This window comes from Flagellimonas amoyensis (assembly GCF_003058265.1).
Classification (GTDB): Bacteria; Bacteroidota; Bacteroidia; order Flavobacteriales; family Flavobacteriaceae; genus Flagellimonas; species Flagellimonas amoyensis.
In genome coordinates this window covers 142,144-160,062 of the sequence record NZ_QBUK01000004.1, presented here as the reverse complement: position 1 = coordinate 160,062, position 17,919 = coordinate 142,144, and the positions used below count along the sequence as shown (strand labels likewise).

General features: G+C 46.6%; 12 protein-coding genes. 4 read left to right on the top strand and 8 right to left on the bottom strand.

What is annotated here, in order from left to right:
* Positions 1-47 precede the first annotated feature (47 nt).
* Genes DB398_RS07095 through DB398_RS07085 form a run of 3 tightly spaced genes read right to left on the bottom strand, consistent with a single transcriptional unit; the run spans position 48 to position 5,519 of the window.
* Positions 48-1,358: a TolC family protein gene (locus tag DB398_RS07095; RefSeq protein ID WP_108423698.1), complete on the bottom strand. Its 1,311-nt coding sequence runs from the start codon at positions 1,356-1,358 to the stop codon at positions 48-50.
* Positions 1,348-4,446: an efflux RND transporter permease subunit gene (locus DB398_RS07090; RefSeq protein WP_108423697.1), complete on the bottom strand. Its 3,099-nt coding sequence runs from the start codon at positions 4,444-4,446 to the stop codon at positions 1,348-1,350. Before DB398_RS07090 ends, DB398_RS07095 begins: the two co-directional genes overlap by 11 nt.
* Complete coding sequence (locus tag DB398_RS07085) at positions 4,443-5,519, bottom strand: efflux RND transporter periplasmic adaptor subunit (protein WP_108423696.1); 1,077 nt, start codon at positions 5,517-5,519, stop codon at positions 4,443-4,445. Before DB398_RS07085 ends, DB398_RS07090 begins: the two co-directional genes overlap by 4 nt.
* A 259-nt stretch (positions 5,520-5,778) precedes the next feature.
* Here DB398_RS07085 and DB398_RS07080 point away from each other — a divergent pair, with 259 nt between their 5' ends.
* Both DB398_RS07080 and DB398_RS07075 read left to right on the top strand, forming a co-directional pair.
* On the top strand, positions 5,779-6,624 hold the full coding sequence (locus tag DB398_RS07080; RefSeq protein WP_108423695.1) for a universal stress protein: 846 nt from the start codon (positions 5,779-5,781) through the stop codon (positions 6,622-6,624).
* Positions 6,621-7,490, top strand: a complete 870-nt coding sequence (locus DB398_RS07075; protein WP_108423694.1) for a universal stress protein — start codon at positions 6,621-6,623, stop codon at positions 7,488-7,490. The genes DB398_RS07080 and DB398_RS07075 overlap by 4 nt, the downstream gene beginning before the upstream one ends.
* Positions 7,491-7,516: 26 nt before the next feature.
* On the opposite strand, the gene trxA is transcribed toward DB398_RS07075, so the two are convergent.
* The 5 genes from trxA to DB398_RS07050 form a co-directional block, all read right to left on the bottom strand.
* Positions 7,517-7,816 carry a thioredoxin gene (gene trxA, locus DB398_RS07070; RefSeq protein WP_108423693.1) on the bottom strand — a complete coding sequence of 100 codons (300 nt, stop codon included), beginning with the start codon at positions 7,814-7,816 and terminating at the stop codon, positions 7,517-7,519.
* Positions 7,817-7,998: 182 nt separating this feature from the next.
* A complete protein-coding gene (locus tag DB398_RS07065; RefSeq protein WP_108423692.1) occupies positions 7,999-8,889 on the bottom strand; it encodes a PorP/SprF family type IX secretion system membrane protein in 891 nt (296 codons plus the stop codon).
* A gap of 26 nt (positions 8,890-8,915) precedes the next feature.
* Entirely contained in the window at positions 8,916-13,541 is a 4,626-nt protein-coding gene (locus DB398_RS07060; protein WP_159076342.1) for a T9SS type B sorting domain-containing protein, read from the bottom strand.
* Between the two features lie 7 nt (positions 13,542-13,548).
* Positions 13,549-14,103 (bottom strand): DUF4347 domain-containing protein, encoded by a 555-nt coding sequence (locus DB398_RS07055; protein WP_108423690.1) that lies wholly within the window; start codon positions 14,101-14,103, stop codon positions 13,549-13,551.
* 532 nt (positions 14,104-14,635) lie between these two features.
* Positions 14,636-15,232, bottom strand: coding sequence for a Crp/Fnr family transcriptional regulator (locus DB398_RS07050; RefSeq protein WP_159076341.1), 597 nt, complete (start codon positions 15,230-15,232; stop codon positions 14,636-14,638).
* Between the two features lie 233 nt (positions 15,233-15,465).
* Between DB398_RS07050 and DB398_RS07045 the strand changes: the two genes are divergently transcribed.
* Both DB398_RS07045 and DB398_RS07040 read left to right on the top strand, forming a co-directional pair.
* Positions 15,466-17,214: a TrkH family potassium uptake protein gene (locus DB398_RS07045; protein WP_234416126.1), complete on the top strand. Its 1,749-nt coding sequence runs from the start codon at positions 15,466-15,468 to the stop codon at positions 17,212-17,214.
* 9 nt (positions 17,215-17,223) lie between these two features.
* Positions 17,224-17,910, top strand: a complete 687-nt coding sequence (locus tag DB398_RS07040) for a potassium channel family protein (RefSeq protein ID WP_108423849.1) — start codon at positions 17,224-17,226, stop codon at positions 17,908-17,910.
* Positions 17,911-17,919 lie beyond the last annotated feature (9 nt).

Below are 17,919 nucleotides of genomic sequence, written 5' to 3'. Positions count from 1 at the left end.
CTTGATTCCGATACTTTGCATACCGTGTATCAAGGAGTATTTTGATTTTATATCTCCAGGTTTCCGGCCAATTGTTTCAGGACTATCTCGGAAAGTTTGGCCTGGAATTTAGCGTTGCTGAGCCGTACACTGGCATTGATGTAGTTCAATTGGGCCGTTCTGAACTCTATGGTGGGAATGATACCGATACGGTATTTCTCCACAGTAATATCCAGATTTTCTTTGGCGATAGACTCGTTCCTTTCCTCAAGTTCCATAAGGCTGATGTTGGTCAGATAGGTTTGGTACGTGGTGTTCACCAAGGAGTTCAAGGCCTGTTCCTGTTGGGCAATGGCAATTTCAGCATTCTCCAAGGCCACTTTTCCCATTTTTTCGTTCCTGTTCTGGTTGAAACCATCAAACAGGTTTAGGGTTGCCCCAAAACCATAGCTGAACCCTTTGGATTCTGAACTTGTGGCAAAGCCCAGCTCCGATTTGGAATTGCCAATGTTATACCCCGAGGTCACAAATACGGACGGATAACGGGCAGCCTTGATTTGTTTCAGCTCCAGTTCGCTGATGCGTTTGTTTATTTTTTCGGCCTGCAATTGAGGATTTTCCTCTGTTACCTTGGCTTCCAGTTCATCCAGGATCAGTTTTTGGTCCACAAAGATTTCAGGGATGACCTTAAAATCAATTTTGAGATCACGGGCCAACTGTTCGTTCAGTTGAATTTTGGTGTTCTTATAAAGTTCCTGTTGGCGTTGCATCAGGGTCTGGTCCGTATTGAGGTCCACTTGGGCGTTCAGTACTTCCAGTTTGGATGCCTTACCTATGGTAAAACGGTTCTGGGCCAATTCCACCCTCTGCTCCGAGATGATCAAGGTACTGTCCAGCGCCGAGAGCTGTTGCTGTTGTTGTACCAAGTCATAATAGGTGATCATCACTTCCCCAACGGTGGTCAGGATAGCCTGTTTCAGTTCGGCTTCGCCCAATTTTTTGGTTTCCTTTAACTGCTCGTAATTGGCAAACATGCGAAGACCATCAAAAACGGTCCATTCCAAGGCCACACCGTAATTGAAGTTGCTGTTTTTTACATTGTCCCGGTCTTGAACAGTTCCATCGTTACGGACTTGGGTCAAACTTTGTACGGTGTTGTTGTCATTCAAGTTGGCCCCTACTTGTGGAAGCATTCCAGCCTGTCCCGGAGTGGTGCCCAACTCGTCTATCTTCAGTTCGTTTCGGGCCGTTTTTATCTGAAAATTATTGTCCAGGGCTATTTTTACCGCATCCTGCACCGTAAGGATTTCCTGTGCATTGGCCAAAGCAATGCTACCCAGTACGAATATAAAAATGCTTATTCGCTGCTTAATGTCCATGTGAGGAAAGTTCTAGGTTTTTGAATTCTGGGCGTACCACTTTTTTTCTGGACCACATGAGGTACAGGGCCGGGATGATGAACAGGGTGAGTACTAGGGAAAACAAAGTTCCACCAATGATCACCACACCCATACCGGTACGGCTTGCAGATGCTGCACCAAGAGACAATGCTATGGGCAATGCACCTAGGGCAACGGTAAGACTGGTCATCAAAATAGGTCGCAATCGCGATACGGACGCTTTCATTATGGCCTCCATTTTGGATAGTTCCTGATCTTCTTCCTGCAACTGATTGGCAAATTCAACAATCAAGATACCGTTCTTGGTCACCAAACCTATCAGCATGATGGTACCGATCTGGCTAAAAATGTTCCAGGTTTCACCGAACAGCCATAGGGAGAACATTGCCCCTGCAACGGCCATGGGCACGGTGAGAATGATAATGATAGGGTCAATAAAACTTTCAAACTGGGCAGCGAGGATCAAAAAGATCAAGAGGAAGGCCAGACCAAATGCAAAAGCGGTATTGGAACTACTTTCCACAAAATCGCGGGATTCACCACCAAGATCCGTGGTGAAGGTCTCGTCCAAGACCCTGTCTTTTATGGTATTCATGGCATCAATTCCGTCCCCGATACTCTTGCCCGGTGCCAAATTGGCCGAAACGGTTGCCGACATGTATCGGTTGTTGTGGAACAATTGTGGCGGACTGCTATGTTCTTCGGTGGTGACCAAATTGTCCAATTGGATCAATTGCCCCTTATCGTTCTTTACAAAAATAGAGGTAAGGTCCGTAGGATCGTTCCTGTCCTGTTTGTCGAACTGGCCGATCACCTGATATTGTTTTCCGTTCATCAAAAAGTAACCAAAGCGCTGGCCGCTCAAGGATAGCTGGAGGGTCTGTGCCACATCCCGGACAGAAACCCCTAGACTTTGGGCCTTTTCCCTATCGATGGATACATAGATCTCAGGTTTGTTGAACTTGAGGTTCACGTCCACAAAGGAGAAGGTCGGGTCTTTTTCTGCCTCGGCCATGAACTCAGGAACTTTTTCCTGTAGTTTATCAAAATTCTTTGCTTGGATGATGAACTGTATCGGAGGTCCCCCTCGTCGGTTCACAGAAATGGTGGGTCGTTCGGAAACGTTGGATCTTCCCCCAACAAAGGCTTTGGACCATCGACCTAGATCTTGCGCAATCTCACGTTGGGAGCGCTCTCGTTCGCTTGGGTCTACCAACGCCACATTGGCGCGTCCACTGTTCACCGATGAGCTACCAAACCCAGGCGAGGTCAAGATAAGGCTAACCTTTTTTTCGGGGATGGAGTCATTGATCAATTTGGTGATGTCGGTCATCAGCTTGTCCATGTAGTCATAGGACGACCCCTCCGGGGCTGTAACATTCATACTTACAAAGCCACGGTCATCATAGGGTGCGGTCTCTTTTTGAAGTAGGGAATAGAAGAGTACGATCAATCCCAAACATCCAATAAGAATGGGGAAGCTGAGCCATTTCTTCTGAATGAACTTTTCCAAGGCACTTTTGTAGGATTCGTTCATGGCCACAAAATATTTTTCGGTGACCTGATAGAATTTGGATTTGCTCTGTTTTCCAGGTTTGGTCAGATAAGCGTTCAACATGGGCGTGAGCGTAAGGGAAACGAAGGCCGAGACAAGTACCGCTGTACCCAATACCACACCAAATTCCCTGAACAATCGGCCCACAAAACCTTCCAAGAAGATAACGGGCAGGAACACTGCGGCAAGGGTGATGGAGATGGAGATGACCGCAAAAAAGATTTCGTTGGATCCTTTGATGGCCGCCTCTATGGGGTTCATGCCCTCCTCGATTTTTTTATAGATGTTCTCGGTGACCACAATACCATCATCCACCACCAGACCAGTGGCCAATACGATGGCCAATAGGGTAAGCACGTTGACGGAGAATCCTAGCATCCACATAAAAAAGAAGGTGGCGATCAGAGAAACAGGGATGTCCAACAAAGGACGCAGTGCCAAGGACCAGTTCCTGAAGAACAGATAGATGACCAGGATCACAAGGATGATGGATATCAAAATGGTCTCCGCAACCTCGGTGACGGCTCTCTTTACGAACACCGTGTCATCAATAACAACATTTAGTTTAAAATCTTCGGGAAGGTCCTTTTGAAGTTTTTCGTATTCCTCATAGAAGGCATTGGCGATTTCCAGATAGTTAGTCCCCGGTTGTGGAACCACGGCAACAGCGACCATGGGCTGTCCAGAATCGCTCATTTTGGTCTCCATGTTCTCGCCTTCAAGGGTGGCGCGGCCAATATCGCTCAGCTGAACCAATTTTTCCCCGTCGGCCAATATGATGATGTTGTTGAACTCCTCCTCGGTGTTCAGGTTTCCGAGGGTCTTTACGCTCAATTCTGTATTGTCCCCTGTAAGTTTTCCAGAGGGCAATTCGATGTTTTGGGCCAAAAGCGCGGCACGCACATCGGCCACGGTGAGTCCGTAAGATGCCAGTTTCAAGGGGTCTATCCAGAGCCTCATCGCATACCTTCGTTGTCCCCAAATCTGCACCCCGCTCACGCCGGGAATGGTTTCTATCCGTTGGGCGATCACATTTTCCGCATAGTCCGAAAGCTCCAAGATGTTCTTGCTGTTGCTCTGAACGGTCATCGAGATGATCCTGTCTGCATCCGCATCGGCTTTGGAAACCACTGGTGGTGCGTCCAAATCTTCTGGAAGACTACGCAGGGCCTGTGAAACTTTATCACGAACGTCATTTGCGGCAGCTTCCAGGTCTTTGTCCAATTCAAATTCGATGGTGATGGAACTGGAACCTTGAACGCTGGAGGAAGTAATGTTTCGAATTCCATCAATGGAGTTGATGGCCTTCTCCAAGGGCTCGGTGATCTGTGATTCAATGATATCCGCATTTGCACCGGAATAACTGGTACGAACGGAGACCACAGCAGGGTCAATGGACGGAAACTCCCGAACACCCAAGAAGGTGTAGCCAATGATCCCAAAAAGAATGATGGAAATGTTCATCACAATGGTGAGAACAGGTCTTTTGATACTTATGGTAGAGAGGTTCATGGCGCTTGGGTCAAGGGTTCAGGTTCTTCAAGAACAACTTGTACGGGCGAACCGTTCTGCAATGCCATCACACCATAGGTGAGTATGGTATCCCCAGGATGAAGGTTGGTCAGTACGCGTACCACTTTTCCGGTACGTGCCCCGATTTCCACATCCACTTCCTTGGCCTTGCCATTCTCAAGGATAAAGATCTTCTTTCCATTTTGCACGGGAATCAATGCTTCGGAGGGTACCAAAAGGGCATTGTCCACCGTTTCCAACGGCAATTGGACACTGGTGTAGGCACCAGGGTAAAGTTTATTGGCCCGATTATCCATGATGGCCCGCATCCGAAGGGTTCTGGTGGTGATATCCACTTCAGGATCTATCGCATAGATGGTGGCGCTGTACTCTTCCTTCGAATCTGAAGTGGTAAAGGTCAGCGAAGTGCCAACTTTTACTTGTGAGCCATATTTTTCAGGAACGGAAAAAGTGATTTTCAGTTCGTCGGTATTGACCAATTTGGCAATTACGGTGGTAGGGGTCACATAGGTTCCCTTGGAAATGGCCCTAAGGCCGATGGTTCCTGAAAAGGGTGCCCTAAGGGAGGTTTTGGACAATTGTGCTTCAATGAGTTCGGCTTCCGCACTGGCCGATTGATAGTCTGCACTGGCAATGTCATATTCTTCCTGGCTTATGGCCTGTTTCTCCAAGAGGAGCTTTGCTCTTCGCTCATTTTCCGAAGCCAATTTTTTTGCGGTCTGGGCCTTGGAAAGTTGGGCGCGCAGCTCAATGTCGTTTACTTTGAGCAACACTTGTCCCTGGGACACCTTGCTTCCTTCCTTGAAGTTGATACTCTCTACAACTCCCGATACTTCACTTCGTATCTCGATCTGTTCATTGGCTTCCAAGGTTCCGGCGATGGAAATATTGTCCTTGAAGGTCTGAGGTTTTAGGACCATACCGGATACCGTGGGGATACTTGGGCCTCTGCCGCCGGATGCCCCCACTTCTGCATTGGATTTGATTCTGTAGGCGATGAGCGCACCTATTCCAATGACTAATAGGATGTAAACTATAGTTCTTACTTTCATTTTGGTTTGGTGGATGGTGGCACTATTTTATAAAATAGTGTCAGCCAAAGATAAAGTTTACCTCTTGTTCCGTATAGATCGATAAGGGTATTTTAACACAGGAAACCTTTGAACGTCCACTTGTTATGGCTTAACGACCAATACTGGGGCGCAAACCGCATTTTAGGGGTTCAAGTGTTAATTTTTTTACATCCTGAATTGACCAATATCATTTTATGCCCGTAGTGGCTCGTCTATCTTTGAGGAAACTGTGATTGCGATGAAAACCGTATTGATTCCTACCGATTTTTCAGCGAATGCGCTCCATGCGCTCCAATATGCCCAGGAACTCTATAAATGTGAGCGGGCGTGCTTTTTTGTCCTGCACGCCTATGCGGAGCAGGTGTATGGGGAGTTTGGTGCCAATCCGCAGGAAGAAGTGGATGCAGTCAAAAAGGTGATAAAGGAGCAAACACGGAAGAAACTGGACCAAATGCTGGAACCCATCATGGGTACGCCCCCGAACCCTTTGCACAATTTTGAGGCCATCGCTTGTTTTGACAGCTTGGTGGACGGAATAAACGATGTGGTGGATGAGATGAACATAGACCTGGTCATTATGGGGACCAAAGGGGAAACCAGTGACCATAAGACCACTTTTGGCAGCTACACCATTGAAGTGTTCAAGTATGTGAAGTGCCCTGTGCTGGCTGTTCCCGAGGGTTTTCAATATAGGCAGCCCAAGTCCATACTTTTTCCCACCGATTATATGCTTCCCTACAAGCGGAGGGAACTGAAACTTTTGGATGATCTGGCGAGTAAGTTCAAATCGGAGGTGCAATGCCTTTATATTACGGATTTTGATGAACTCAGTCCACGACAAGAAGACAACAAACGCTTTTTGGAAGGCACTCTTTCCCGTTCCTATCTGCATTTTGAAACCGCACCCATCAAAAATAGGGCAGAGGCCATTATGGAACAATTGGAGCAGAAAGGGACCGATATGCTAGTCATGGTGAACTCCAGACATTCTTTTTTTGAGGATATGCTCTATAGGTCCACGGTAGACCTTTTGAGCTTGAAATTGAAGATTCCGTTCTTGGTGATGCAAAATTTGAACAGATGAAAAAGAGGGATAGAAAAAGGGTAGTGCTGCCCACGGATTTTTCAAAAAACTCATGGAATGCGATTGTATATGCGCTGACCCTCTTCAAGGATGTGCCCTGCGATTTCTTTCTCCTCAATGCCTTTCAAGTGGGTACTTCTGGGTTGAGTACCAGAATAGGGCAGGCAAACGATACCCGTTTGTTCCATTTGCTGAAGGAGCAATCGGAGCGTGACCTGGAAAAGGTTTTGCAACAGATGAAGGAGATGGATGGCAACCCTGGACACACTTTTGAGACCCTATCCATCGCGGACAACCTTGTCAATGCCATTGGGAAGACCGTCTATAACAAAGGTATGGACTATATTATCATGGGTACCAAGGGTGCAACCGGCCTTAAGGAAGTGTTCATGGGGAGCAATACGTACAAGATCATCAAGGAAATTGATTTTTGCCCCATCATTGCTGTTCCCGAAGATTTCAAAAGCGAGGGTGGCATCGATACCATTTTATTGGCTACAGGATATGAGCATCTTTTTGAATCTTACGAACTCAGACCCCTTTTACAGATTGCCAAACTCCATGGTTCCAAGATCAGCATAACCCATGTGGGCAATTTGGAGGAACTGACCCCCGAGCAGGAGGCATCAAGAAATATCATCAAAAAACAGTTGAAATCGGTGCCCTATGATTTTGTGGCCGTGGAAAAAGACACATCCATCTACCATACCATCCAAAAAACGGTGGAAGGGAACGGGGACATTCAAATGGTGGCCATGATCAATCGGGGCCGAGGCTTTTTTGAGCGGTTGACGCGTGAACCCGTGGTCCAAAAAGTTTCCTTCAATTCCAAAGTTCCTTTTTTGGTCATCCATTTGTTTGAATAGATGTCTGAACCTAAACCAATGGAGTATTACAAATAGGATTTCACCACCTGCAACAGGTCTGTTTTTTGGAGCACCCCCGACTGTCTCCAGAGTTGTTTCCCCTTTTTGAAGAGCATCATGGTGGGCACGCCCCTTACTTGATAGGTGCCGGCAAGGGATTGGTTTTTGTCCACATCGATCTTTACGATTTTTAGCGCATCCCCCAGTTCATCCTTCACCTCTTTGAGGATGGGAGCAAGCATTTTGCAGGGACCACACCATTCTGCAAAGAAATCGATGAGTACCAATTGGTCCGATTCTATCAAAGCGGAAAAATTTCCTTTCATGGTTCAAAATATTGATGCTATGCAAGGTAAAAAATAGGAATGGTTCTCCAATTGACGGTTGTCATGATCTATATGTCGGCGTAAAAAAATAAGGGCCACCTAGAAAATTCTGGGTGGCCCTTCGGTATATTCTACTGCATAGAGGGTTTGGTATCTCTGTAGCAGCTATTTTTGGGAAGTTGTCACATCCGTAACCTCATGAAGAGTTCGTGGGTATTGTTGTCCAACCCATCGATGGAATTTTGGATGGAGGTTTCATAGGCGTAGCCCAGATTCAAGCCATGGCTGATGTTGAAAAGAAACAATCCGCTGATGCTTTCTTCGTGACGATAACTGGCACCGAACTCAAAACGTTCGCCAAAATCCAACAGGCCTGTCAACTCCACGGATATGGGTGAGGCATCCACATAGCGGAGCATACCCATTGTTTTGAGGTCCAATGTCCTTCCCAATAGAAAAGTATACCCGCCGCTCAGATACGCATGCATACGGTCAACTCCGAGATAGGCATTTCCATTGCGTTGCTGAAGACGATCGGGCGTCAACAACTTGGGCGCCGATAACGATGCAAAGTACCTATCGTGCTTTAGGTATACCCCGGCACCTACATTGGGGGTGAACCTGCTTTCATAGTCCATCAACGAGCCATCCTGCCCCACACCATAGGTAACGAGCCCATTGGTATTGGCATCATAGGAGTTGGCACTTCCCTTGAGGCCAAAGTAAAGTTGATGCTCCCCGTCCAATTGGATATGATAGGAGATGTCAATGGCCATCCATGTCTGTTGCTCAATGAACGTCCGGTCGTTGAGTATGGATACGCCCAGCCCCACATTTCTGCCCACGGGCATTCCAAAAATGGCACTTTGGCTTTCTGGGGCGCCTTCAATGCCTGCCCATTGGCTCCTTACCCCGAGAGAAAATTCTGCGGCTTCGGAACTACCGGCAAAAGCAGGGTTGTAGATGTTCATGTTGTACCTATAAAAGGTGTAGTTGGGGTCCTGCTGGCCACTGACTGTGGAACAGAGTACCATGGCAACTATAAAAATCTGTATTTTATGTATGATATTCATGTCTTTGATTCTGTTTTTTGTCGTTTTTAGTAGTTGATGAAAATCCAGCCTTGCAACGGGGCATTGCCATCTCCCAAATCGATGATATAGAGATAGGAGCCGGCGGGAAGTTTTTCGTTCCTACTCTTGTAGAAGCCTTCCCAGTCGTTCTTGTACGACCTTGTGGCAAAGACCTCATGCCCCCATCGGTTGTAAACGGAAACCTTATTGTTGGGATAATTGTCTATGCCCGGGATGATCCATGCATCGTTGTTCCCGTCCCCGTTGGGTGTAAAGGCCTGTGCCGGAACGAGTTTGGGTTCATCGCTGGTCGGGAAGGAATCATCACCGTCCAAAACACCATCATTGTCATCATCGTCGTCCATGCTATCGGGCACACCATCACCATCGGTGTCCAATGGGGTGCTGTTTGGATCCTTTGGATCGGTCCCTTCTGCCTCTTCGATCTCGTCCGAATATCCGTCGCCATCATCGTCTGTATCGGCATTGTCCCCTGTCCCGTCACCATCGGTGTCGGTATCTTCATTGGCATCAGTAGGGAAGTCATCCTCATCATCGGGAATTCCGTCGTTGTCATCGTCATTGTCAACTTCATCCCCAAGACCATCGCCATCGGTGTCTGTATCGGTCACGCCATCATTATTGTCATCATCATCGGCATTGTCCCCAATTCCATCACCATCAATGTCAGAGTCTTCTGAAGGGTCTTTCGGGAAGTCGTCCTCATCGTCGGGAGTGCCATCGTTGTCGTCATCGTCATCGGCATTGTCACCAATTCCATCACCGTCGGTATCGGTATCCTCGGAGGGGTCTTTCGGAAAGTCGTCCTCATCATCCGGGGTGCCGTCGTTGTCGTCATCGTCATCGGCATTATCGCCAATTCCGTCACCATCGGTATCGGTATCCTCGGAGGGGTCTTTCGGGAAGTCGTCCTCATCGTCGGGAGTTCCATCGTTGTCGTCATCGTCATCGGCATTGTCGCCAATTCCGTCACCATCGGTATCGGTATCTTCGGAAGGGTCTTTCGGGAAGTCGTCCTCATCGTCGGGAGTTCCGTCGTTGTCGTCATCGTCATCGGCATTGTCACCAATTCCGTCACCATCGGTATCGGTATCTTCGGAAGGGTCTTTCGGGAAGTCGTCCTCATCGTCCGGGGTACCATCGTTGTCGTCATCGTCATCGGCATTGTCACCAATTCCGTCACCATCGGTATCGGTATCCTCGGAGGGGTCTTTCGGGAAGTCGTCCTCATCATCAGGAGTTCCGTCGTTGTCGTCATCTTCGTCCTCATCATCGGGTATCCCATCACCATCGGTATCCTGTGCGGCTGTGATGGTTGCGGAATAAGTGTCATTGCTCAATGCATCGGAGCTATCCTTCACTTTGAACGAAAAGGAGGCATAGTTTTCACCATATTCACCTTCTTCAGTGGTATAGACCAGAAGTGCAATGTCATCGATCATGTCATTTAGGGAAACTGGGTTTCCATTGTAGGTGAATGTGCCTTTGGCGGGAAGGGAAATGATCTGTATGCCATTGAAACTGTCACCAGAATCCACATCGCTGAAGGTAAAATCTCCCTCAGAAAAGGCATATGGCAAGTCCTGTATCACATCTATTGAAATGTTTCCACCTTCTGGGATATCGTTCACATTGCTAATGATCAATGTGACAGTTACTGTTTCCGAAAAGGATACGGCATCTTCAAAATTGTAGGTAAAACTATCGGATGTGGTTTCGCTTCCGTCATGCTCATAGGTAAAGGTCCCATCTGGATTGAAGGTGAAGGAAGCGGCGTGGGAAGGCCCATCGATAAGATAAAAGATCAGGTCATCGCCATCAATCTCTACATCGTTGGTGGAGACGTCCTCATTGAGGATTCCATTTTCATCCAGATTGAACGAATCTGCATTGGCAACGGGCAAGTCATCCTTTGGTAGAATGGACAGGGTGATATTGGCCGTTACTTTTTGCCCTTGGTCATCCAGTTCGTATGTGACGGTATCCGTTCCATTTGCATTTGCATTAGGTGTATAGATCACTTGGTTGCTTCCGTTCACTACGGCATTCCCTTTTGTTCCCTGCACGGTTATGGTGACCGTTGGGGTAAATGCAGTGTCATATACGTCGTTGAACAGTACATCTATGGGGTTGGATGTGGTATCCTCGTCCAAGATGGCAAGGTCATCATCTGCACTGACCACCAAGGTAACAGTGTAAGGTCCAAAGCTTGTTGTTCCAACATTTCCGGCATTGTCCTTTACCTCGGCATGGATGTACCAGCCCGATCCACCAGAAGCGAATGAGGTCGTCTTGGACTGACTGTTGCTCCAAGAGGTCCAGGCTGCATTGCCTGTTGCGGGTGGTGTGGCACTTTGTACTTTGGCAAAGCGTTGTACGTCGAAGCCACTGCCCCCATTTTCATCTTGGAACACGAGAAGAATGTCATCGGTCGTATCCAGGTTTCCGTTGGATGGGTTGGCCGTTGCTGTCGGGGCAATATTGTCGTCAACAATGGTCAATGTACGGTAAAATGGAAGTGACCATACGCCTGAATCGGTCTGCGTCCTTAGACTGATAATGTAATCGGCTGATTTGTTATTGTAGGCCGAGAAATCGGTCATAGGGGTCCCACCACTGTAAATTTGCGTATTGGTCGGGTTCCCTTCGGAATCATAGGTGCGTTGGGTCACGATCCATTCCTGTGTGGACAAGGTCCTTCCGTAAGGGTCCACAGAGTTGTCCTCAACGGCAATGGTCATGTTCCCGGTATAGGTGTTGAGCATGTCGGGAAGGATGTTGAACTGCGCAATGGGCAAATCCTCGGTTCCCCCTGAACCTGATGTTTTCTCCACATAGATACTGGACGGTTTGCTCCAAGTGCCTTGATGGTCCTGTACCCTCAGCATGACCAAGTATTGACCTTCGGGAACTGCATTCTTGTCAAATTGGCCCGCAATCCAATCATTGGTTGAGGCTGCATCCACAGATTTCCATTGCCATTCGGCCTGGGCTATCCCATTGTTGGCACCTCCGTCCAAATCGTAGGAAGTGTCGTTTATGAAGCCTGTGTCCCCGCTATAGGTAAAACTGGCCACGGGCTTACGGTGAAAGTACAGCGTTGTGGGCGCAGTGGGCAAGTCTTCAAAGGTGAAGGTATATTTCCCGGTTTTTTCGTAAAACTCGGGCACGTCTTCCAAATAAAGACCGTTCCAGGAAACTTTACCGGTATTGTTGGCGAAATGGGTTTCATCGTGTGTTATCCTCCATCGCCCGCTTGGGTAGCTGGCATTGGCGGTATTGTTTTTCAACTGGGCTGGATCTACGTCAATTTCCACAGAAGTGCCCGCTATGAAAAATTCACCTGCGGTGACGGTGCCGAATTGATATTGCTCATAGATGTATTGGGCCATTTGATCGATCCACGATGACCAGCTGCCATTGCTCCTGTTGACAAAGGTTCCCTGGCTGTTGTTCTGGGTTATAAAACGATCGAACTGGGTCTGGTTGGCATTGGTTCCCCATCCAATATAATGGATGTCCTCATTGATGGTACGCATCAATATTTCGGAAAGATCGGTGTCCACATCAAAATCGGCCACCTCGGCATCATCAAGGTTTACGTTGAACCTAAGGGCACTGTTCCTCCATTGTGGCTCACGTAGCACATCCTTGAAGGCTCTGAGCTCCAATTTTTCTATCTCGATATCCTTGAAATAGGCATTTTGTTGCTCATGCACATAGAAACCATAGCTTCCGGAAGAAAAGTTGGTATCGGTGATGTCGAAGGCCTGTACCCAATCGGTTCCAGCATTTCCACTACCGCCCCTACGCGACACTTTGATGTTGTCGCCACTCATTTCAATTTTAAAGTCAATGCTCTGACCATTGAAAAAAGGCCCGAACATATCACCTCTATTGGTGTTCCAGCTAGCTGGTTTTCCTGTTGTGCCGCCGGTGGCGTTCACCGCCAAAATGGAAGTCACCCCATTTTTACGCATCAAAATGGCCTCCGCGGGCGTGCCTTCTGCGCCGTATCCTGTCAGGTTGCCACAAGCGGTGTGGTTGTCTATGAGGTATGCATAGAAATTATTGTTGTCTATTTTTCTAAAGATGAATCCCACCTCGGCATGCTGATATGGATTTCCCGAAAGACCAAAAGTAGCGGAGATGGTTCCATCGGCCACATCTCCCGTAGGATCATACATGGCAACTCCGGAGTTTCCCGTATTCCTTGCCACGGGATCAGCCAGAATCCGGTTGGTGCCCGAATCAAATGAAAAGTAAGGTCCCGTATATGTGCCAGACCCGGTTCCACTAAGGTAGTTGTGTGAATTGGGTGGTTCGGCCCCATTGAAGTCCATGACGTTCCAACTGTTGAAAATGTCGCTCGCATCGGCTTGGTCCGATGATATGGAACTTCTTTGGAAAGCTTCTACCCGTAGTTTGCCCAAAGGAATCCCTTTGAGGTGCATGGCCTGTTCCAGGTCTTGTTCAAAGGTGGAAAGGTCCAGGTTGGCCGCACCCACGGTTACCATGACATCTACATTGGGCCCCTGCTTTACGGTCATGTCCACCGTTTGGGCCATTGCTGTCCCACATAATAGGAACAACAATACAAATGAAAATAAGTTTATTGAGATCTGTTTCATGGTTGTGCTATCTAATGAAAATTGAATTGCTTGTGGTTTGGTTCATTGTGGTATAGTCAAATACCAGGTCACCTCCAAAAATTGAATTACAATGGATTGGCACCGCAATATTGAAGTATGCCCTATCGCTGATTTGTTTGAGCAGCAAAAGCCCTTCTGGATTGGAACCCAGGTTGCAATCGTAGATCAAAAGCTGAATGTTGTTTCCTTGGTAGAGTCCCTCCAGCATGGGAAGCTCCAGCTCTTGTTCCACTTCATCCAAGGTATAGGCGGTGTTCCCCAATTGGAGTGCATTGTAGCTGGCATTGGCAAAAAGGTGGATGGCCATCGTGGAACGGTTTTGTTCCATGTATTCCCGGATTTGTTGCCACGGGTTCCCTTGGGTGCCAATCTCGAACACGGCAGTGCCCAGGGGCAAATTGTCCAGTACCTGCTGTTTTTGGGAATACTTGGAGTCGATCATGACCACCAAGTCATTGGTTTGTGCAATGGTTCCGCTGACCATGATGGTGCATAGGAGGAGGAAGATGGTAAAGGTTTTCCTGTAAAATGGATTTTTCATTGATTTGTTGATTTTGGTTTTACAATGATTAAAAAGTCAATTCGATGTTTGGGTTTCAAGTAGTTTAGGATTGGACAAAGGAGGGTCAGGCCAGCAAAATAGAGGCGGTTCACTTTGTTGTCCCTTGTTCCTTATTTGAGGTGTCCAGGACGCCAATACATACTTGAATGGATTTTTCGGGGGTACTTTAGGGTAACTTTAAGTCATGAAGTGAAAACTTTTGGATTCATTTCTTTTGTTGTGATGGTCCTACTGTTTTCTCACAGGCATACCATCTAAAACTGTACAATTTTTCTTATTCTAAAGCTAAGAAACGGCGAGTGGATATTCTTATTTTATGGAATCGTTCGCGAAATTGATAAATATCAATTTCACATCATTTTCTTACAATAATGTGTGGGTGTAATGATGGGGAAGTTTGGAAAGCGTAGGTTTTGCAGGAGTTTTGGGGTAAAGTGAGAGCTTGTTGATTATTGGTTAAAAAGTATGGAATTGTAAGAATTGACCGAAGTGTTGGAAGTGGGGATGTGTGTCAGAATTTTTCTTTCATCAATCTGGAGAGTGTCTCAGGTCTCATTGCTAAGTATGAGGCCAAATATTTTCTGGGAATCCTATTGACAATATGAGGTTTACTGTTCTCCATGAAAAAGGTGAGTCGTTTTTGTGCATTGGGTATCCTGGCCAAATAGACCCTGTGCTCGGCAAGAATATAGTATTCTTCCATCATGATCCTATTGATCTGCCGCATTTCGGGGAAATTGTCCAAACAGTATTTGTAATCGTCATATTCCAGGTAATCGCAGTACGTGTCCTCAAGGCTCTGGATGTATTCACGGCTCTTTTCTTTTCTGAAAAAACCGGTTATGGAGGTGAAGATCTCATTTTCAGCATCGATCCAAGTCGTTATGTCTGTGGATTCACTGATAAAATAGCCTCTTACCATACCCTGTTTGATGACATACAGCTTGTTACAGATTTCCCCTTCTTTGCTGATGATCTCATTTTTGGCAAAAGAACAGCTCTTTATCTTCTGGATCAAGAAGGCCTTCAGACTCGCGCTAAGCGGGTAAATGGAATTCAGGTAGAGTATGATGAACAGGTTTTTCTCAATGTTTTGATTGGATGACATGAAATTGGTCGGTTTTCTTGTTTGATCAAATTGTTTTGCAAAAATAATATATAGAAGTGACCTATGGTCTGTATTGGTCTCTGTTGATGAAAATTGGGGGCTTTCTTTTTCGAGAATGCCAAAAAATGGGATCATACAGCGGTTTTTACCACTTTATCCATACATTTACTTGTTCAAAAGAGGCTCGTTTACCGGTCTCGATTTTAAAAAATCGGAAAAATGATTTTTTTGATTTGAAGTACTCCAAGGTCTTTTTTCAGGTCACGTTCTATACCAGTATTTTTGGGATATTGCTCTTTATTGCCGATTTTGGCTTTGATAAGCCTAGGAATGTGCAAGAAGTATTCAATACGGTCTACTTTTTTGTGATCGGTCTTGGCATTGTTTCTACCATTGTTCGGTATTTGGAACGCCAAAAAGAGATGAAGCGTTCCGTTATCATTTTCGATGCGGCCACTATTTTGGCAACCCTTGTGATACTCTATGTCCATTTTTTGGGAGAAGAGGCCCACCGCCACATTTCGTTCCTTTATAGTGACAATTGGGTGAAATTTGCCATTATTCTCACCTTCATTAGGGAGTTTTCCGAACGGAACATCAACTATAGGCGTACGTTGCTCAACCCGGCGCAGCTCTTCATCGCAAGTTTTCTCGGAATCATATTCCTGGGTGCCCTGCTGTTGATGTTGCCCAATGCGACACATAACGGCATCTCTTTTTTGGACGCCCTTTTCACATCTACCAGTGCGGTGTGTGTCACGGGCCTTATTGTTGTTGACACAGGGAGCTACTTCACCATATTTGGTCAATCCATCATACTGTTTCTGATTCAGGCAGGCGGTATCGGCATATTGACTGTGGCCAGTTATTTCAGTTATTTTTTCAAGGGAGGGGCTTCTTACGAGAACCAATTGACCCTGGGCGACATGACGGGTAGCAATAAGTTGGGTGAGGTGTTCTCAACCCTCAAACGCATCCTTGTCATCACATTTTCCATAGAATTGGTGGCAGCCCTACTGGTCTATCTGAGCTTGGACAAGGGTTATTTTAGTTCTTTTTTTGAGCGTTTCTTTTTTTCGACGTTCCATGCGGTATCCGCTTTCTGCAATGCGGGGTTCTCTACCTTGCCCAACAGCCTTTACGAAACAGGGTTCCGATTCAATTATGCCCTTCAAGGTGTACTTCTTTTGGCTTTTGTGCTGGGGGGACTTGGTTTTCCCATTGTGGTCAATATCATAAAATACCTCAAGTACTTTGTGCTTAGAAAACTGTTCTATTTGGCCGGACATGAACAAAAGTATAAGCCCTGGGTACTGAACCTGAACAGTCGTATTACGCTGGCCACAACAGCCACATTGACCATTTTGGGCACAGTGATGTTCTATTTCAACGAATACGACAACACTTTGGCAGAGCACAGAGGGGTTGGGAAGATAGTGACGGCCCTATTCGGGGCGGCGACCCCGCGGACGGCAGGTTTCAACAATGTGGATATGACGGCCTTGGATTTTTCCACGGTGATGATGATTTTTCTGTTGATGTGGGTCGGGGCATCGCCTGCTTCTACGGGCGGAGGGATCAAAACCAATACCTTTGCGATTGCCACGCTCAACTTTTTGAGCCTTGCCAAGGGAAAATCAAAAATAGAGATTTTCCGAAGGGAAATTTCCGAAATATCCGTAAGGCGCGCCTTTGCCGTTATATCTTTGTCCCTATTGGTCATTGGATCGGGAATTATCTTGATTTCCATCTTTGATGGTGAAAAAAAATTATTGGACATTGCCTTTGAATGTTTTTCGGCCTACAGCACCGTCGGTCTCAGTTTGGGTATAACGGCACAGTTGAGCGCTGCCAGCAAGTTTGTCATCATTGCGATCATGTTCATCGGAAGGGTGAGTATGCTCACACTGTTGATAGCGGTGTTCAAAAAAGTAAAGCAAAAGCAGTATAAATATCCTGTTGAGGAACTTACCATAAATTAAATGCAGCACATGAAATATATTATAGTCGGTTTGGGCAGTTTTGGTGCATCATTGGCCGAAAAGCTCACGGAACAGGGGAACGAGGTGATTGGCATAGACACGAACATGGACAAGGTGGATAACTACAAAGAGCGCATTTCCCATACCATTTGTATGGATGCCACGGATGAGTTTACCGTTTCTGGTCTGCCCTTGAAAGATACTGATATTGTGGTGGTGGCCATAGGGGAAGACAAGGGGACCAGTGTGATGGCAACTGCCCTTTTCAAGAATTTTCAGGTAAAAAGATTGATCAGCAGGTCCATTGATGAACTACATGAAAAGGTATTGCATGCCATAGGGGTGGACGAAATTGTACATCCAGAGGAAGAATCGGCCGAGCGATGGGCCAAGAAATTGTCCTTAAAAGGAGTTGTGGATTCCTTTGAACTCAATGATGATTACAGCATTGTGGAAGTCAGTGTGCCTTCACGTCTACATGGAAAAACAATAAGGGAGAGCAATATCAGGGAAGGACATAACTTATTGGTGTTGACCACGATTGCGAACACTCAGGAAAAAGCATTGGTGGGAAAGATTCGGAACGTGGCCCGGGTAAAAGGCGTGGCGCACCCGGATGACATGCTCAGTAAGGAGGATATCGTTGTGGTCTATGGGGCCAACAAGGACATAAAAAAATTCTTGAAGGACGTTTGATCTCTGTCG

Coding starts and splice junctions, on each gene's coding strand:
- DB398_RS07040 (WP_108423849.1), top strand. CDS start 17,224: ATGAAATATATTATAGTCGGTTTGGGCAGTTTTGGTGCATCATTGGCC.
- DB398_RS07090 (WP_108423697.1), bottom strand. CDS start 4,446: ATGAACCTCTCTACCATAAGTATCAAAAGACCTGTTCTCACCATTGTG.
- DB398_RS07065 (WP_108423692.1), bottom strand. CDS start 8,889: ATGAATATCATACATAAAATACAGATTTTTATAGTTGCCATGGTACTC.
- trxA (WP_108423693.1), bottom strand. CDS start 7,816: ATGAAAGGAAATTTTTCCGCTTTGATAGAATCGGACCAATTGGTACTC.
- DB398_RS07095 (WP_108423698.1), bottom strand. CDS start 1,358: ATGGACATTAAGCAGCGAATAAGCATTTTTATATTCGTACTGGGTAGC.
- DB398_RS07050 (WP_159076341.1), bottom strand. CDS start 15,232: ATGTCATCCAATCAAAACATTGAGAAAAACCTGTTCATCATACTCTAC.
- DB398_RS07085 (WP_108423696.1), bottom strand. CDS start 5,519: ATGAAAGTAAGAACTATAGTTTACATCCTATTAGTCATTGGAATAGGT.
- DB398_RS07055 (WP_108423690.1), bottom strand. CDS start 14,103: ATGAAAAATCCATTTTACAGGAAAACCTTTACCATCTTCCTCCTCCTA.
- DB398_RS07075 (WP_108423694.1), top strand. CDS start 6,621: ATGAAAAAGAGGGATAGAAAAAGGGTAGTGCTGCCCACGGATTTTTCA.
- DB398_RS07060 (WP_159076342.1), bottom strand. CDS start 13,541: ATGAAACAGATCTCAATAAACTTATTTTCATTTGTATTGTTGTTCCTA.
- DB398_RS07080 (WP_108423695.1), top strand. CDS start 5,779: ATGAAAACCGTATTGATTCCTACCGATTTTTCAGCGAATGCGCTCCAT.